Annotated in this window: 12 protein-coding genes and 1 pseudogene; 1 reads left to right on the top strand and 12 read right to left on the bottom strand. The window is 66.8% G+C overall.

What is annotated here, in order from left to right; all coding sequences use genetic code 11:
- Positions 1-6: 6 nt before the first annotated feature.
- The 10 genes and pseudogenes from ureC to DOM66_RS11225 form a co-directional block, all read right to left on the bottom strand.
- The gene (gene ureC, locus DOM66_RS11270; RefSeq protein WP_188115174.1) at positions 7-1,713 is read right to left on the bottom strand and encodes an urease subunit alpha; all 1,707 of its coding nucleotides are present in this window, start codon (positions 1,711-1,713) and stop codon (positions 7-9) included.
- A 176-nt stretch (positions 1,714-1,889) separates the two neighbouring features.
- A pseudogene (locus tag DOM66_RS19925) lies at positions 1,890-2,192 on the bottom strand (urease subunit beta); the annotation flags it as partial.
- A gap of 211 nt (positions 2,193-2,403) precedes the next feature.
- A complete protein-coding gene (locus tag DOM66_RS11260) occupies positions 2,404-2,706 on the bottom strand; it encodes an urease subunit gamma (RefSeq protein ID WP_035469373.1) in 303 nt (100 codons plus the stop codon).
- A gap of 223 nt (positions 2,707-2,929) precedes the next feature.
- On the bottom strand, positions 2,930-3,847 hold the full coding sequence (locus DOM66_RS11255) for an urease accessory protein UreD (RefSeq protein WP_110690169.1): 918 nt from the start codon (positions 3,845-3,847) through the stop codon (positions 2,930-2,932).
- Positions 3,844-4,539: an urea ABC transporter ATP-binding subunit UrtE gene (gene urtE, locus DOM66_RS11250; protein WP_110690168.1), complete on the bottom strand. Its 696-nt coding sequence runs from the start codon at positions 4,537-4,539 to the stop codon at positions 3,844-3,846. The genes DOM66_RS11255 and urtE overlap by 4 nt, the downstream gene beginning before the upstream one ends.
- Positions 4,533-5,396 (bottom strand): urea ABC transporter ATP-binding protein UrtD, encoded by an 864-nt coding sequence (gene urtD / locus DOM66_RS11245; protein WP_407071983.1) that lies wholly within the window; start codon positions 5,394-5,396, stop codon positions 4,533-4,535. The genes urtE and urtD overlap by 7 nt, the downstream gene beginning before the upstream one ends.
- Positions 5,393-6,454: an urea ABC transporter permease subunit UrtC gene (urtC, locus tag DOM66_RS11240; protein WP_110690167.1), complete on the bottom strand. Its 1,062-nt coding sequence runs from the start codon at positions 6,452-6,454 to the stop codon at positions 5,393-5,395. Before urtC ends, urtD begins: the two co-directional genes overlap by 4 nt.
- Entirely contained in the window at positions 6,451-8,079 is a 1,629-nt protein-coding gene (gene urtB, locus DOM66_RS11235) for an urea ABC transporter permease subunit UrtB (protein ID WP_407071986.1), read from the bottom strand. The genes urtC and urtB overlap by 4 nt, the downstream gene beginning before the upstream one ends.
- Positions 8,080-8,196: 117 nt before the next feature.
- Entirely contained in the window at positions 8,197-9,504 is a 1,308-nt protein-coding gene (gene urtA / locus DOM66_RS11230; RefSeq protein ID WP_110690166.1) for an urea ABC transporter substrate-binding protein, read from the bottom strand.
- Between the two features lie 360 nt (positions 9,505-9,864).
- Positions 9,865-11,664, bottom strand: coding sequence for an acyl-CoA dehydrogenase C-terminal domain-containing protein (locus DOM66_RS11225; RefSeq protein ID WP_110690165.1), 1,800 nt, complete (start codon positions 11,662-11,664; stop codon positions 9,865-9,867).
- Positions 11,665-12,076: 412 nt separating this feature from the next.
- Between DOM66_RS11225 and DOM66_RS11220 the strand changes: the two genes are divergently transcribed.
- Entirely contained in the window at positions 12,077-13,711 is a 1,635-nt protein-coding gene (locus DOM66_RS11220; protein WP_110675528.1) for a BCCT family transporter, read from the top strand.
- 135 nt (positions 13,712-13,846) lie between these two features.
- Here DOM66_RS11220 and DOM66_RS11215 read toward each other — a convergent pair whose 3' ends face one another.
- Positions 13,847-14,572, bottom strand: coding sequence for a 3'-5' exonuclease (locus tag DOM66_RS11215; RefSeq protein ID WP_110675527.1), 726 nt, complete (start codon positions 14,570-14,572; stop codon positions 13,847-13,849).
- A complete protein-coding gene (locus tag DOM66_RS11210; protein ID WP_110675526.1) occupies positions 14,569-16,509 on the bottom strand; it encodes a putative nucleotidyltransferase substrate binding domain-containing protein in 1,941 nt (646 codons plus the stop codon). The genes DOM66_RS11215 and DOM66_RS11210 overlap by 4 nt, the downstream gene beginning before the upstream one ends.
- Between the last annotated feature and the right edge of the window lie 39 nt (positions 16,510-16,548).

Raw genomic sequence — 16,548 nt, 5'->3', positions numbered from 1 at the left:
TCCGCATCAGAACAAATGGTAGCGCTGGGCCAGCGGCAGAGTGGCCGCGGGCTCGCAGGTGAGCAGTTCGCCATCGGCGCGCACCTCGTAGGTCTGCGGGTCGACCTCGAGCTGCGGGCAGGCGTCGTTGAGTTTCATGTCGCGCTTGCGCACCCCGCGCACGTCCTGAACCGCGACCAGGCGGCTCGCCAGATCCAGGCGTTCGCCCACGCCTGCCGCCAGCGCTGCCTGGCTGACGAAACTGACCCGGGTGGCACTGACGGCGCGACCGAAGGCACCGAACATCGGCCGGTAGTGCACCGGCTGCGGGGTCGGAATCGAGGCGTTGGGATCACCCATGGGCGCCGCCGCGATCATCCCGCCCTTGAGGATCAGCGCCGGCTTGACGCCGAAAAAGGCCGGATCCCACAGCACCAGGTCGGCCAGCTTGCCGACTTCCACCGACCCCACCTCATGGGCCAGGCCGTGGGTGAGCGCCGGGTTGATGGTGTACTTGGCGATATAGCGCCGGGCACGGAAGTTGTCGCAGCCGCGCTCGACATCCTCCGCCAGCAGACCGCGCTGTGTCTTCATCTTGTGCGCGGTCTGCCAGGTGCGGCAGACCACTTCGCCGACCCGGCCCATGGCCTGGGAGTCGGAGGCGATCATCGAGATCACGCCGAGGTCGTGGAGGATGTCCTCGGCGGCGATGGTCTCGCGGCGGATGCGCGAATCGGCGAAGGCCACGTCCTCGGGGATGTTGGGGTCGAGGTGGTGGCACACCATCAGCATGTCGAGATGCTCGTCGACGGTGTTCACGGTGTAGGGTCGCGTCGGATTGGTCGACGACGGCAGCACGTAATCCTTGGCGCAGGCGGTGATGATGTCCGGCGCGTGGCCCCCCCCGGCGCCCTCGGTGTGATAGGTGTGGATCCCACGCTCCTTGAACGCGGCCAGGGTGTCCTCGACGAAGCCCGACTCGTTGAGGGTGTCGGTATGGATCGCCACCTGAACGTCGTAGCGCTCGGCCACGCTCAGGCAGTTGTCGATGGAAGCCGGCGTGGTGCCCCAATCCTCGTGCAGCTTGAGCCCGATCGCCCCGGCCACGATCTGCGCTTCGAGCGCCTCGGGCTGGCTGGCGTTGCCCTTGCCGAGCAGGCCGATGTTCATCGGCAGGGTGTCGATCGCCTGGAGCATCTTGCCCAGGTGCCACTCCCCCGGGGTACAGGTGGTGGCGTTGGAGCCGGTGGCGGGCCCGGTACCACCGCCGAGCATGGTGGTGACCCCGCTCATCAGCGCCTCCTCCACCTGCTGCGGGCAGATGAAGTGGATATGGGCGTCGATCGCCCCGGCGGTGAGGATCTTGCCCTCGCCGGCGATCACCTCGGTGCCCGGGCCGATGACGATGGTCACCGCCGGCTGCACGTCAGGGTTGCCGGCCTTGCCGATGGCGGCGATACGCCCCGCCTTGAGACCGACATCAGCCTTGACGATCCCCCACCAGTCGAGGATCAGCGCATTGGTGATCACGGTGTCCATCACCGCCTCATCGCAGCGCTGGCTCTGGCCCATGCCATCTCGGATCACCTTGCCGCCGCCGAACTTCACCTCGTCGCCGTAGTGGGTATGGTCCTGCTCCACCTCGATCCACAGCTCGGTATCGGCGAGCCGCACCCGGTCGCCCACGGTGGGGCCATACATATCGGCATAGGCCTGACGTGAAATCTTCACCATCAGTTCGCCTCCTGATCTTGGCCATCTCGGTCGCGTGAGCTCCGCGTGTCTTCGGGCACGTCGGTTCGCGCATCTTCGGTTCGCGCGTCTTCGGGCGCGTTAGTTCGCGCGTCTTCGGGCGCGTTAGTTCGCGCGTCTTCGGGCGCGTCGGTTCGCGCGGCATCGGGCGCGCTAGAGAGTGCGCCCATGACCTCGCCGCGGAAGCCGTAGACATGCCGTCGGCCGGCGAACGGCACCAGCGTCACCGCCCGGCGCTGCCCGGGCTCGAAGCGGATCGCCGAGCCCGCCGGTACGTCGAGCCGATAGCCCCGCGCGGCGCCACGGTCGAACTCGAGCGCCGGATTGGTCTCGGCGAAGTGGTAGTGCGAACCGACCTGGATCGGACGGTCGCCGGTGTTGCCCACCGTCAGGGTGATCGAGTCCAGCCCCGCGTTGAGCTCGATCTCGCCCTCTTGCAACTGGTATTCACCGGGAATCATGGTCGCCCCTCAGAAAGTGCTAACAAAATGCCTGCGCTCGGCAATACGGCGTTGAAATCGACCTCGTACGCGAGCCCGAGCTCGGCGCCCCCGTCAAAATACTCATTTACCCAAGTAAACTGGTGCGCCAGCCCGGTCCTTTTTTCGCCCGCTTTCGCCTTAGCTACGCGCCCCGGTCTGGCCTTCGCTCGTCGAATCTGTAACCACCGTCTCACACGATGGGTGAATGCACGGTCACCAGCTTGGTGCCGTCGGGAAAGGTCGCCTCGACCTGCACTTCGGGGATCATCTCGGCGACCCCCTCCATCACGTCGTCGCGGGTCAGAATCTCGCGACCGTAGCCCATCAGCTCGGCCACGCTACGCCCGTCGCGGGCGCCTTCGAGAATCTCGAAGCTGATCAGCGCCACCGCTTCCGGGTAGTTGAGCTTGAGCCCGCGCGCACGGCGGCGCTCGGCCAGCTGTGCGGCGGAGAACAGCAGCAGCTTGTCTTTGTCTCGGGGTGTCAGTTCCATCGCCTCGTCTCCAGGGCTTGCGGGCGCCGGGCGCCCTTGATCGTTATGGAAACGCTGCATAAATGCCTGCGCTAGCGAATCGCTGCGTTGCGTGGTACTCGAACACTCGCCTAACCCCATGTTATGTCTCGTGTTCTGTGTTCCATGCGCCTTGCGCTTCATCTCGCTCGTCGATTTATTCAGCGTTTCCTCATCGGCGGCAGTGTCGGGTGCGCCAGCCGTATCAGGTGCGCCAGATGCGCGGCTCGCACGCCTCGCGCTCGGCCAGCAGCGGCCGCAGCGTCTGCCAGGCAGCCTGGCAGTAGTCCCAGGCCTGGTTGCGCGAGTCGCCCAGATAGCGCAGCAGCAGTACGCCGAGACGCTGGGTGACGGCCCACTGCGGGGCCGCCGGCAGCGCCTCGCGCAGCGCCGCCACCGCTGCCTCGGGGGACGCCAGCCCGGCCGCCCACAGGGTCGCCTGGACGCTCGCCCCGCCCTGCCCCCAGCGCCCCCGGAAGCGTGCGTGATGCGGATCGAGCGGCTGACGCTCGAGCCACAGCGGACGGCCGTCGCGGGTCAGGCGGAAGCGCTGTTCGATGGCGCCGCTGACGAACGGCAGTGCGCCCTCCGGACGTCCCAGCGCCATCACCTCCCAGCCCAGGCAGCGGGCGTCGCCGCTGAGCGCGACCGTGGTGCTCTGCACCCCGCGCGAACCGTCGAAGGCGATGGTCTCCTGGGGCAGCCACTCGAGCAGCCCGCCGGCGGCGACCTGCAAGTGATTGCTCTGCTGCCAGGTCACGCCCTGGCTGTCGGCGCGGTAGAGCTTGGTCGCCGCCGGCGTGGTCAACAGCGCATGGGCGTCGGCCTCGACCGCGATCTCCAGCGCCAGCGCATCACCACTGACCAGCCCGCCCGGCGGGTGCAGCAGATAGACGTGGCAGGGCTCGACCAGCGCCGGGTGCAGCGGCTCGGGGTAGAACGGCCGCTGCACCCGCAGTGGCCCGCGATGGTGCGCCCGGGTCAACCGGGTGCGCCCGCCGTGCGAAGTCTCGCGCCGGTCGAAGGCGAGCGCCAGCCGCGCCTCCCAACGGCGCCCGGCGTCGAAGCGGTGGCCGGAGTCCGGGGGGCTCGGATGGCGTTGCGGTGCGGGGTCTGCGCTCATACCGTGAGATGTCGCCGAATCAGGTCGTCGTCGAGATCGGAGATGTCACCGCTGGCCACGGCCTGGCCCCGATCCATGATCATGAAGCCGTCGGCGTAGCGGCGCGCGAACGGCAGTTTCTGCTCGACCAGCAGCACGGTCAGCCCGGCCTCGCGGTTGAGCCGCCGGATCACCTCGCCGATCTGGGCGACGATATTGGGCTGGATGCCCTCCCCCGGCTCGTCGAGGATCAGCAGGCGCGGGTCGAGCACCAGCGCCCGCCCGATCGCCAGCTGCTGCTGCTGGCCGCCGGAGAGGTCGCCTCCGCGACGATAGCGCATCTCACGCAGGACCGGGAACAGCTCAAAGATGCGCTCGGGAATGCGTCGCTGGCGGTCACGCCGCGCCGGCAGGCCGATGCGCAGATTCTCTTCCACCGTGAGGGTGGGGAAGATCTGCCGCCCCTGGGGCACATAGCCGATCCCCAGACCGGCACGCGCCTCGGCACGCCTGGGCAGCAGCGGCTCACCATCGAAGTGAATAGTGCCGCCACGGGCGCTCACCTCCCCAATGATGGTCTTCAAGAGCGTGGTCTTGCCGACCCCGTTGCGCCCCATCACACAGGTGCAGCGCCCGGCCGGCACCGTCAGCGACAGGCCCCGCAGGATATGGCTCTCGCCGTAGTACTGATCGAGGTTGTCCACGCTCAGCATCCGCTCGCCTCCTCGTCACCGCCCAGATAGACCTCCACCACCCGCGGGTCGCTGGCCACCTGATCCAGGCTACCCTCGGCCAGCACGCTGCCCTGGTGCAGCACCGTGACCTTGCGCGCGATCTCGCGTACGAACCCCATGTCATGCTCGACCACCACCACCGACTGCTGCCCCGCCAGCCGCGTCAGCAGCTCGGCGGTGCGCTGCATCTCCGGCTCGGTCATGCCGGCTACCGGTTCGTCCACCAGCAGCAGGCGCGGGCGCTGCATCAGCAGCATGCCGATCTCCAGCCACTGCTTCTGACCGTGGGAGAGCACGCCGGCGAGCCGGTGCCGCTCGGCGGTCAGGCCGATGGTCTCCAGCACCTCGTCGATGCGCGCCTGCCCGGCGCCATCGAGCCGCGCCAGCAGGGTCTTCCACACACGGCGATCACCGGCCATGGCCAGTTCCAGATTCTCGCTCACGTCGAGCGCCTCGAACACCGTCGGCTTCTGGAACTTGCGCCCGATGCCGAGATTGGCGATCCGCGGCTCGTCCAGGGTCAGCAGATTGTGCCGGCTGCCGAACCACACCTGGCCGCTGTCCGGGCGCGTCTTGCCGGTGATGATATCCATCATGGTGGTCTTGCCGGCCCCGTTGGGGCCGATGATGCAGCGCAGCTCACCGTCGTCGATGGTGAGATCGAGTCGATTGATGGCACGAAAACCGTCGAAGCTGACGCTGACATCCTCCATGTAGAGAATCGGCCCGTGACGAACGTCCACCGGCGACTGCGCCGGCAGCATGAAGTCGAACACCCGGTCGGGGCGCGACAGCTCGCGTAGCTGCTGCACCCGAGTGCGTGCGCTCTGATTCATGTCGCTCCCTCCTGCCGGCCTCGCCATGCCAGCACCCCGGCGATCCCCCGGGGCAGCGCCATGGTCACCACCACGAACAGCCCGCCGAGCAGGAACAGCCAGGCATCCGGCATCGCACCGGTCAGCACGGTCTTCAGATAGTTGACCACCAGCGCACCGAGCAGCGCGCCGAACAGCGTGGCCCGCCCGCCCAGCGCCACCCACACCACCACCTCGATCGAGAACAGCGGGGCGAAGGTGCTGGGATTGATGATGCCCACCTGGGGCACGTAGAGCGCGCCGGCGATCCCCGCGATCATCGCCGAGACCACGAACAGCGAAAGCTTGACGTGCTCGACCCGATAGCCGAGAAAGCGCACCCGCGCCTCGGCGTCACGGGTCGCCACCGCGACCCGCCCCAGCCGCGAGACCACGATCGCCCGGCACAACCAGAACGCCAGCAGCACGGCGCTGCCGGAAGCCACGAACAGCGCCACGGTCATGCCGTCAGCGGCCAGACGGAAGCCGAGCAGCTCGCTGAAGCGCGTCAGCCCGGTGCTGCCGCCCATCCCCATCTCATTGCGGTTGAACGCCAGCATCAGGGCAAAGGTCATCGCCTGGGTGATGATCGAGAAGTAGACCCCGGTCACCCGCGAGCGGAAAGCCAGCCAGCCGAACGACAGTGCCAGGATCCCCGGCGCCAGCACCACCGCCAGTGCCGCCAGCGGGAAGCTCGCCATCAGCCCCTGCCAGCCGGACAGGGACGCGCCCTGGGCATTGAGATAGAGCCCCATGGCGTAGCCGCCGAGGGCGAAGAAGGCGCCGTGGCCGAGGCTGAGGATGCCCAGGTAGCCCCAGATCAGATCCACCGCCAGCGCCAGCAGCATGTAGGTGAAGTACTTGCCCAGCAGCGCCACCGTGGCGCTGCTCACATACAGCGGGTTGCTTGCGGGCAGCGCATGCAGCACCAGCACCAGCAGCATGCCGCCGATCAGCAGCGCCGAGGTGATCAGCGTGGCGCGGGAGAGAAATGCCTGCCGCGAGCGATCCCGGTTCGGGTCGAGGGATGAGTGACTCATGAGACGCGTCCTTTGGGCGCAAAGATCCCCTGCGGGCGTTTCTGGATGAACAGGATCACTCCGACCAGTACGATGATCTTGGCCAGCACCGCACCGACCCAGGGCTGCAGCACCTGGTTGATCACCCCCAGCGACATCCCGGCGACCAGGGTGCCCCACAGATTGCCGACACCGCCGAACACCACCACCAGGAAGGAGTCGACGATATAGCCCTGGCCCAGGTTCGGCCCCACGTTGGTGAGCTGCGACAGCGCCACCCCGGCAAGCCCCGCGACCCCGGCCCCGAGCCCGAAGGTCAGCATGTCGACCCGCGCCGCACGCACGCCCATCGCCCGCGCCATGGCGCGGTTCTGGGTCACTGCGCGCACCTCCAGGCCGAGCCGGGTGTAGCGCATCAGCGCCCACAGCGCGGCAAACACCAGCAGGCAGAAGCCAAGCACACCGAGGCGATTCAGGGTCAGCGACAGCGCATCGTTGATCTGCCAGGCGCCCTGCAGCCAATCCGGCGACGCCACCCGCCGGTTGAGCGGCGAGAACAGCGTGCGCACCAGCTGCTGCAGGATCAGGCTCAGGCCGAAGGTCGCCAGCAGCGTCTCCAGCGGCCGCCCCTTGAGAAAGCGAATCACCGTACGCTCGATCAGCACGCCGAACGCGCCGGCGACCAGGAAGCCGCCGGGGATCGCCAGCAGCAGCGCCAGCCCCGGCTGCCCCGGCAGCGCCTGCTGGATCAGCCAGGTGGTGTAGGCACCGATCATGATCAGCTCGCCGTGGGCCATGTTGATCACCCCCATGACGCCGAAGGTGATCGCCAGACCGATCGCCGCCAGCACCAGGATCGAGCCCGCGCTCAAGCCGAAGAACAGCGTCTGTGCGCGGTCGTACCAGGCGCGTTTGCGCTCGATGCCGTCGAGCACCCGCTGCGCCTGTGCGGCGAGCTCGCCGTCACCCGCCGCCAGCGTCGTCAGGCTGTTGCGTACTCGCGTGTCGAGATTGCCGGCGAGAGTATCGAGGGCCCCGGCGTCGCCCTGCTGCGCGGCATACAGCGCGAGCGCCACCCCCAGACGCGCACGCACGGCTTGGCTCTCTTCCTGCTCGCGGCTGGCGCGCACGCTCTCGACATTGTCGGCGCTCACCTCACCGATCAAGCGGTCCGCCGCCGCCAGACGTGCACGCTCGTCACCCTCGGCCAGCGAGAGCGAGGCGATCATGCCCTGGAGCTGGGTGCGCAGCGCGTTGTTGATCTTGAAGATATCCACCGTACGCCGGGAGCCGCTGCCGGCATCGGCAAAGGTGATCGCGTCGATCAGCGGCCACTCGCGGCCGCTGTCGTCGGTGACGATATAGAACTGCTCACCGCGGCGCTCCTTGCCCAGGCGGCCATCGAGCAGCGCCTGCAACCAGCGCGTCTTCTGGGTCGCCTGGCTGTCGGCGATCGCCTGGGCGGCCTCGCCCTTGGCCTGAAAACTGCGCGTATCGAGCGCCTGCAACAGCGCTCTGGCCTGTGTCTCGTTGACCGCCGCCGACGCCGTGGTGGCCAGCGCCGCGCACAGCAGCAGCAGGCCGAGCAGCAGCGAGTGGCAAAGCCTGCGACCGCGCTGGCGGTCCCCGCCGAGGGAATTCATCATCATGGTGGAACGCTCATGCTGCGTTGCCGTTAGCCCCGCGCCATCCGAACGGCGGCGCGGGCACGTGCGCGGGCGGCGGGCGCCGCGGCATGGCCGCGGCCGGGCACCGCCCCCCGATCAGTTCGTCCCTGCGCCGTCTTCGCAGACCATGCGCTCGACATCGAGCTTTCCGCAGCGCAGCGGCGCACGCCAGTCGCTGATCAGGTTCTTCGACGCCGGCAGATAGTCGGACCAGGCGTCACCGGCCACCGTGGTCGGGGTCTGCCATACCACGCTGAACTGACCGTCATCCTGGATCTCGCCGATCATCACCGGCTTGGTGATGTGGTGGTTGGGCATCATCGTCGCCGCACCGCCGGAGAGATTGGGCACGGTCACGCCGATGATCGCGTCCTTGACCGCGTCGACATCGGTGGTGCCGGCCTCCTCGACCGCCTTGAGCCACATGTTGAAGCCGATGTAGTGAGCTTCCATGGGGTCGTTGACCACCGCGTCCTTATTGCCGGTGTAGGCGACCCAGGCATCGATGAAGTCGTAGTTGGCGTCGCTGTCGACGCTCATGAAGTAGTTCCAGGCCGCCAGATGACCGACCAGCGGCGCAGTGTCGATACCGGTCAGCTCCTGCTCGCCGACCGAGAACGCCACCACCGGGATGTCCGAAGCCTTGATCCCCTGGTTGGCGAGTTCGTTGTAGAACGGCACGTTGGCATCGCCGTTGATGGTCGAGACCACCGCGGTCTTCTTGCCCTGGCTGCCGAAGTCCTTGACCCGGGAGACGATCGACTGCCAGTCGCTGAAGCCGAACGGCGTGTAGTTGACCATGATATCGTCGTCCGCCACGCCGTTCTCCTTGAGGTACGCCTCGAGGATCTTGTTGGTGGTGCGCGGATAGACGTAGTCGGTGCCCAGCAGCGCCCAGCGCTCGACGCCCTGTCCCATCAGGTAGTCGACCGCGGGGATCGCCTGCTGGTTGGGCGCGGCGCCGGTATAGAAGATGTTCTCGGAGGACTCCTCGCCCTCGTACTGCACCGGATAGAACAGCAGACCGTTGAGCTCCTCGACCACCGGCAGCACCGCCTTGCGCGAGGCCGAGGTCCAGTTGCCGAAAATGACGTCGACTCGCTTGTCACCGGTAAGCAGGGTGCGCGCCTGTTCGGCGTAGAGCGACCAGTCCGAGGCCGGGTCCATCACCACCGGCTCCAGCTGGCGCCCCAGCAGACCGCCCGCCTTGTTCTGCTGGTCGATCAGCGTCAGCATCTCGTCTTTCAGCGTCGATTCGCTGATCGCCATAGTCCCGGAGAGGGAGTGGAGGATACCGACGCGGATCGGGCCATCGTCGGCGGCCAGCACCGGCGCAGAGAGACCTGCCAGCGTGGTGGCGAGGGCGGAGGTTGCGATCAGTTTGCGTAGGGCTGTTGTTGTCATGAGACGCTCCTGAAGAATCCCTGGATGGGTGCCCGGCGCCGCCGGCGCACCCCGCCCTGGCTCTCATGCATTTTCCGTGCCCTTTTTTCCTGCGCCGCCACCCTTGTATACAAAAAAGTCGCGCATCGCGCACCGTCAGCGCGCGTCATGACCGCTCAGGGCGCGCCCCGAGGCGCTTACCTAGGCGCCTGGAGTTCGTCTCGGTATTAGATTCATGAGTCAGGTCAAGACGTTGGCAGCGCCGCCCGACACCGAGACACATGCACCAGAATGGATACAAAAAAAGGCGCTCGTATCACGAGCGCCCCAAAAGCGTGCAAACCACCGATCGATACTCATCGACGCCAGCGCGCCTGTTCGTCAAAAACGCATCTCTCCCAGGGCCATCAATCCCGCCGCCCCCGCCTCGAGCTGGCGCACGTGGGCCTCACTGCGCGGCAACAAGCGGTCGAGGAAGTGCTGCCCCACGATCAGCTTGTCGCGATAGTCGGCCTCACCCAGGGCGCCGCCCTGGTCGAGCCCACGCACCGCGGCGCGAGCCGCCTTCCACCACATCCAGGCGTAGACGCTGAGCCCGGTCAGCTGCAGGTAGTCGTGGGCCGCCGCACCGGCCTCGGCCGGGTCCTGGCGGGCGCGCTCGAGCAGCTGGCGGGTCGCTCGTTCCAGCCGCGCCGCAGCGGCCTCGGCAGCCGCATGGAAGGGCCGCAGGCGCGGGTCGGTGCCGCCGCCATCCTCCAGGTCCGCGCGCAGACGCGCCAGCAGGCGCTCGACATACGCCCCCTCGTTACGCACCAGCTTGCGGCCCACCAGATCCATCGCCTGGATGCCGTTGGTGCCTTCGTAGATCATGGCAATACGCGCATCGCGCACGAACTGCTCGGCGCCCCACTCGACGCAGTAGCCGCTACCGCCATAGAGCTGCTGCGCCTCGACCGTGGCCTCGAAGCCACGATCGGTCAGAAACGCCTTGGCCACCGGGGTCAGCAGCGCCACCATCTCCTCGGCATGGGCACGGGTCTCGGCATCCGGATGGTAGCGGGCGCGGTCGAGCTCACGGGCGACAAAGGCCGCGAACAGCCGCCCGCCTTCGTTCCAGGCGCGCACGTCCAGCGCCATGCGGCGCACGTCGGGGTGTACCAGGATCGGGTCGGCGGGCTTGTCCGGCGCCGCCGCACCGCCGGGGGCGCGGCTCTGCAGACGCTCGCGGGCGAAATCGATCGCGCTCTGGTAGGCGATCTCGCCCAGGCCCAACCCCTGCATGCCGATCGACAGCCGCTCGTAGTTCATCATCGTGAACATCGCCGCCAATCCCTGGTGCGGCTCGCCGATCAGCTCGCCCCGCGCCGCCTCGAAATGCATCACGCAGGTGGCACTGGCCTTGATGCCCATCTTGTGCTCGAGACCGCCGCACACCACGCCGTTGGCCTCGCCGGCCTGCCCCTCGGCATCGACCCGGCGCTTGGGCACCAGGAACAGCGAGATGCCCTTGGCACCCGGCGGTGCGTCGGGCAACTTGGCCAGCACCAGGTGAACGATATTGTCGGTGAGGTCGTGCTCGCCGCCGGTGATCCAGATCTTGCTGCCAGTGATGGCGTAACTGCCGTCATCGTTGGGCGTGGCACGGGTCTTGATCAGCCCCAGGTCGGTGCCGCAGTGGGGCTCGGTCAGGCACATCGTGCCCAGCCACTCGCCGGCGTAGAGTCGCGGCAGATAGCGCGCTCGGGTCGCCTCGTCGGCGTACTGGTCGAGCAGCAGTGCGGCGCCGTTGTTGAGCGCCAGATAGAGCGCGAAGCTCGAGTTGCTGGCGTAGAGCATCTCGTCGAAGGCCAGCGTGAGCAGCTTGGGCAGGCCCTGGCCGCCCAGTGCCGGGTCCCCGCCGAGACCGCACCAGCCCCCCTCGGCGAACTCGGCGAAGGCGGCGCGAAACCCCTGCGGCGTGGTCACCCGGGCGCCATCGAACTGGCACCCCTCGGCGTCGCCGCTGGCGTTCAGCGGCAGCAGTTCGGCGGTGACCAGCCTGCCGGCTTCCTCCATCACCGCATCGGCAAGCTCGGCGTTGAGCTCGGCGGTGGCCGGCATCGCCGCCCATTCACGCTCGGCGGCGAAGACCTCTTCGCGCACGAAACGCAGATCGTTCAGCGGGGCTCGATAGTGTGCCATGACCTCTCCTGCGGCGAATGTCGAATACAGCCAGTTTCAAACGTTCGTTTCAATATACGTCGAGTACGCTCCGAGGTGCACTCTGACCTTGGTCTAGCACGCTTGCCCAGGCCCTGCGTCGCCCTCCTGTCCGTGCCATCGCCGCCTTGTTCCAGGCGCCGTGCGACCTTGGTATAGACGCTGCGCGGCCGGACGTCGCGGGCAGGTACGTGGCGCGCGCGCCGGGGACGGTTGGAAGCGGCCACTTGATTCAGGATAATTACAAAACTTGCGCGTTCGTGACGATACGCCAGACTAGAGGCGCAATGGCGCATCGCCGCGACCGCCAGCAAGTCAATAACGGGACGCGATCTCGCCACGCCCTGAAGGCGTGGCCTGGTCCGTCATGTGGTAATCATTAGGGAGACGGCTAGTGGCTCAAGAAGATCCTAACAACCAGCCGGCCGCGCCGCAGGAAGGCGTACCGGCCCCCGAGGGACCCTCCAACCTGATCGATACCGACTACGTGATCGGTCAGGACAACATCAGGACCAACAAATTAGGCTTCGACGTCGATCTGCACGGCAAGGTCTTCTCGATCTCGTCACTGCTGATCCTGTTCTTCGTCATCATCACCCTGGCCCTGCCAGAGGAGATGGGGCCGATCTTCAACGGGGCAAGGAGCTTTCTCACCGACCACCTGAGCTGGCTGTTCCTGTTGGCCGCCAATATCTTCGTGCTGGTCTCTGTGGGGCTGATCTTCACCCCGCTGGGCAAGGTGCGCATCGGCGGCATGCATGCCAAGCCCGACTTCAGCTATGCCGGCTGGTTCGCGATGCTGTTCGCCGCAGGCATGGGCATCGGCCTGATGTTCTACGGCGTTTCCGAACCGATCACCCACTTCGGCACCTCGCTGTCCGGCGACTCCTGGGCACCGCTGGGTGGGGCCGCGGGCAATGACGCCGCTTCCCAGTCACTGGCCATGGCCGCGACGATCTTCCACTGGGGCCTGCACCCCTGGGGCATCTACGCAGTGGTCGCGCTGTCGCTGGCGCTGTTCTCCTTCAACAAGGGGCTGCCGCTGACCATGCGCTCGATCTTCTACCCGATCCTGGGTGAGCGCATCTGGGGCTGGCCCGGCCATATCATCGACATTCTGGCGGTCTTCGCCACCCTGTTCGGTCTGGCCACCTCGTTGGGTCTGGGCGCCTCCCAGGCGGCCGCGGGCCTCAACTACCTGTTCGGCGTGCCTGACAGCAACGTGACCATGGTCCTGCTGATCATCGGCATTACCCTGGTGGCGCTGGGCTCGGTCATGCTGGGCGTGGACAAGGGCGTACAGCGGCTGTCGCAGGTCAACATGGCGCTGGCCTTCATTCTGCTGATCTTCGTGATCTTCGTCGGTCCGACCCTGCTGCTCGCCACCGGCTTCGTCGAGAACATCGTCTCCTACCTGAAGTACCTGCCGGCACTGTCCAACCCGTTCGGCCGCGAAGACACCAACTTCGTCCATGGCTGGACCGCCTTCTACTGGGCCTGGTGGATCTCCTGGTCGCCGTTCGTCGGTATGTTCATCGCCCGCGTCAGCCGCGGCCGCACCGTGCGCGAATTCCTGATCGCGGTCCTGCTGGTGCCCACCGTGGTCTCGGTGATCTGGATGACCGCCTTCGGCGATACCGCTATCCACCAGCTGGTCAGCGACGGCTTCCAGGGCGTCAAGGACGCCGCCTTGCCGCTGCAGCTCTTCACCATGCTGGGGCAGCTGCCGCTGACCGCGATCACCTCGTTCCTCGGTATCGTGCTGGTGATGGTGTTCTTCATCACCTCCTCCGACTCCGGGTCACTGGTGATCGACTCGATCACCGCCGGCGGCAAGGTCGACGCGCCCAAGCCACAGCGTGTGTTCTGGGCACTGATCGAAGGCGCCATCGCCATTGCGCTGCTGCTGGGCGGCGGTCTGACCGCACTGCAAGCGGCGGTGATCACGACCGGGCTGCCCTTCACCATTGTATTGCTGGCGGCGTGCTACGCCATCATTCAGGGTCTGCGCTCCGAACCGCGCACCTGAAGCCAGTGCCGTAAACGCAACGAGCGGCCCACGGGCCGCTCGTTGTCGTTCTGGTTCTCGCTGCCATGTCAGAGCCGTGCAAGAACCTTCCGTCTCAGCCCGCCCGTCTCAGCCCACCTGTCTCATCCCTCCGTTTCACCGCCAGAGCGCGCCGACCGGCGTCTCCCAGCTGTAGTGATGGAGAATCTGCGCCTGCAGCAACTCCGCCGTGGCCAGCGAATCGATCAGCGCATGGTGTCCGGTATACGCCGGCAGGTTGTAGCGCTGACGGCTCTCGTGCAGGCGGATCGAAGCCACCGGACGCCCCGCCCAGCGGCGCAGTCGCGCCCACCAAGACTGACGATGGATACGCGCCTCCAGCGACATGGTATCGAGCATCGGAAACAGCAGCCCCTCACCGAGACGTTCACGGATCGCAGCGTCGAGGAAGGTGCGCTCGAGCTGACGATAGTGCACCACCACCAGCCGCCCGTGCAGAGACGCCAGCAGCTCGTCGATGATGGTGGAGAAGTCCGGCGCATTCTCCACTTCGGCGTGGGTGATATGGTGGAAGGTCACCGACTCGTCGCTCAGCCGCCGCCGCGGAGACAGCACCCAGTAGCGCCCCTCGGCGGGCCGGATACGCGCCAGCGTGAATGGCACCACGCCGACACTGACGATATCGTGACGCCCGGCATCGAGCCCGGTGGTCTCGAAGTCCATGGCCACCAGCGGTGCCTCGCCGATCGGCATCTCGGGATCCAGTCCACCGCCGGCGAAAAAGTCCGCCAGGCGCGCATCCTTGGCCTCCGCGGCACGCGCCGCGAGGTAGCGCGGCCACTCTTCGCGCTGGCGGCGGCGCACCTTCGCCCCCCGCCTCACGATGCGGTCTCGCCGCGCTCGGCACCCTGACTCCGCGAGGAGCCCTTGCCGGGCAGGGTATAGCGGAAGGAGAGAAACTTCTGGGCGTGGCTGATCGCCTCGAAGGCGTCCTTGAGGTGGTGGCGTTCACGACTGCCCACGTGCTCGGGATCGACGCTGTTGTCCGGCTCCTGGCCGTGCTCGATCGCCTCGGCCTGATGCCGAATGCGCACCATCGACAGGAATTCGAAGGCGTAACGCAGGCGCTCGGCGACCCCCTGCCCCACCAGCTTGGTCGCGGCGATGTCGTCGAGGCGGGCGAAGGTGTTCTGGGACTTGGAGCCACAGGCCAGCGCATGTACCCGCACCAGGTCGGTCAGCGGCGCGGTGCCGCGACGCTTCAAGTTGATCGACTTGCGATGCTCACCATCCTGTTCCATCACGAACTTGCGGAAGAAACCCAGCGGCGGCGTGCGGTTCTTGGCGTTACGCGCCAGCGCGGCGAGGAACAGCTCGCTGCGCGGCGCCTGCTCGGCGATCAGATCCTGCAGCGCCTCGACCATCGGCGCTTCACCGTGCACCGGTGCCAGATCGAAGAAGATCGAGCTGTGCAGCAGGCGCTCCGGGTTGGGCTCCCGCATCCACTTCTCGAAATAGCGCTTCCACACCGCCAACGGCTGACGCCAGCGCGGGTTGGTGGCCATGACATCCCCCTTGCAGTAGGCGTAGCCGCAGCCGGCGAGACCGTCGCAGACGAACGTGGCCAGCGCTTCGAAATAGTCGCCGTGCTGCTCGGGGTCGTAGGCGTCGTCGAGTACCAGGGCATTGTCCTGGTCGGCATTGATGGTCGGCTCTTCCCGCGCCATCGACCCCAGCACCATGAAGCAATAGGGCACCGGCGGCGGCCCCAGCTCAGCCTCGGCGAGCTCCAGCAGACGCTGGGTGAAACCGCGTCCGATGGTCGCCAGGGCGCGGCTGATCATCTCCGAGTTGGCACCGTCGGCGACCATCCGCACGAAGCCGTTGCGCACCTCGGTGGAGAGCCGGGAGAGCTGGGTCGGGGTGTTCTGGACGAAGATATTGTTGACCAGGAACAGGCTGCTGTGGGTCTCGTGGCGCACGATGTCGGAGAGGTGCAGAATGCCCATGGGCTGACGGCGGTGCAGCACCGGGAGGTGATGCACCTGATTGCGCAGCATGCACAGCATCGCCTCGTAGACCGACTCGTCGGACTGGATCACGATCGGCCGCGACGACATCACCTCGCCCACCGGAGTCTGCGGCGACTTGCCCTCGGCCAGCACGCGGGTACAGAAATCGCGGTCGGTGAGGATGCCGTTGAGCTTCCAGTGGCGGCCATCGCGACCGACGAAGGTGTAGGGAGATTGCGATTCGGTGAGATCCACCACCAGCACACAGGTGGTGTTCTCGTCACGCATGCGCTGGGCCGCCGCCTGCAGCGTGGTATCGGCTTCCACCATCTGCGGCTGGCGCGTGATCAGCTTGCGTACCCGGGTGGTCATGAGCCCGCTGTCGTCGCGCTGCTGCTGGACCGTGACCTTGAGCCGCCCACCGGTATCGACGAACTCGGAGAAGTCGTCATCCACGTCGCAGATCTCGTCGAATATCTCCGCCGGCACGAAGTAGATCAGGGTGTCCTCGATCGCCTGCACCGGATAACGCACCCGGCGCTGATGGAGCAGATCCGAGTAGCCGAAGATGTCGCCCTCGCCCAGACGATTGAACAGCCGCCCGCTGCGCTGGTACATCTCCACCGCGCCGCTGCGGATATACCACAGCGAGTCGATCGGCTGATCCTTGGAGAGCAGCTCGCTGCCGGCCTGGAAGTAGCGAATCTCGATCGACCCGGCGATGCGATCGAGCAGATCATCCGAAAGATGATCGAAGGGCGCGAATTGTGCCAGATGGCCGCGGATGTCCAACTGCTCGATATTCATGACGGCCTCCCGGCCCAGCAACGTCGATTCTCTGCATTC

It is taken from the genome of Salinicola endophyticus, from assembly GCF_003206575.1.
Classification (GTDB): domain Bacteria; phylum Pseudomonadota; class Gammaproteobacteria; order Pseudomonadales; family Halomonadaceae; genus Salinicola; species Salinicola endophyticus.
The sequence above is the reverse complement of the archived record's forward strand: the minus strand, read 5'-3'. Positions and strand labels throughout refer to the sequence as shown.

Coding starts and splice junctions, on each gene's coding strand:
- DOM66_RS11260 (WP_035469373.1), bottom strand. CDS start 2,706: ATGGAACTGACACCCCGAGACAAAGACAAGCTGCTGCTGTTCTCCGCC.
- DOM66_RS11255 (WP_110690169.1), bottom strand. CDS start 3,847: ATGAGCGCAGACCCCGCACCGCAACGCCATCCGAGCCCCCCGGACTCC.
- urtB (WP_407071986.1), bottom strand. CDS start 8,079: ATGATGAATTCCCTCGGCGGGGACCGCCAGCGCGGTCGCAGGCTTTGC.
- ureC (WP_188115174.1), bottom strand. CDS start 1,713: ATGGTGAAGATTTCACGTCAGGCCTATGCCGATATGTATGGCCCCACC.
- urtA (WP_110690166.1), bottom strand. CDS start 9,504: ATGACAACAACAGCCCTACGCAAACTGATCGCAACCTCCGCCCTCGCC.
- DOM66_RS11225 (WP_110690165.1), bottom strand. CDS start 11,664: ATGGCACACTATCGAGCCCCGCTGAACGATCTGCGTTTCGTGCGCGAA.
- urtD (WP_407071983.1), bottom strand. CDS start 5,396: ATGAATCAGAGCGCACGCACTCGGGTGCAGCAGCTACGCGAGCTGTCG.
- urtC (WP_110690167.1), bottom strand. CDS start 6,454: ATGAGTCACTCATCCCTCGACCCGAACCGGGATCGCTCGCGGCAGGCA.
- urtE (WP_110690168.1), bottom strand. CDS start 4,539: ATGCTGAGCGTGGACAACCTCGATCAGTACTACGGCGAGAGCCATATC.
- DOM66_RS11210 (WP_110675526.1), bottom strand. CDS start 16,509: ATGAATATCGAGCAGTTGGACATCCGCGGCCATCTGGCACAATTCGCG.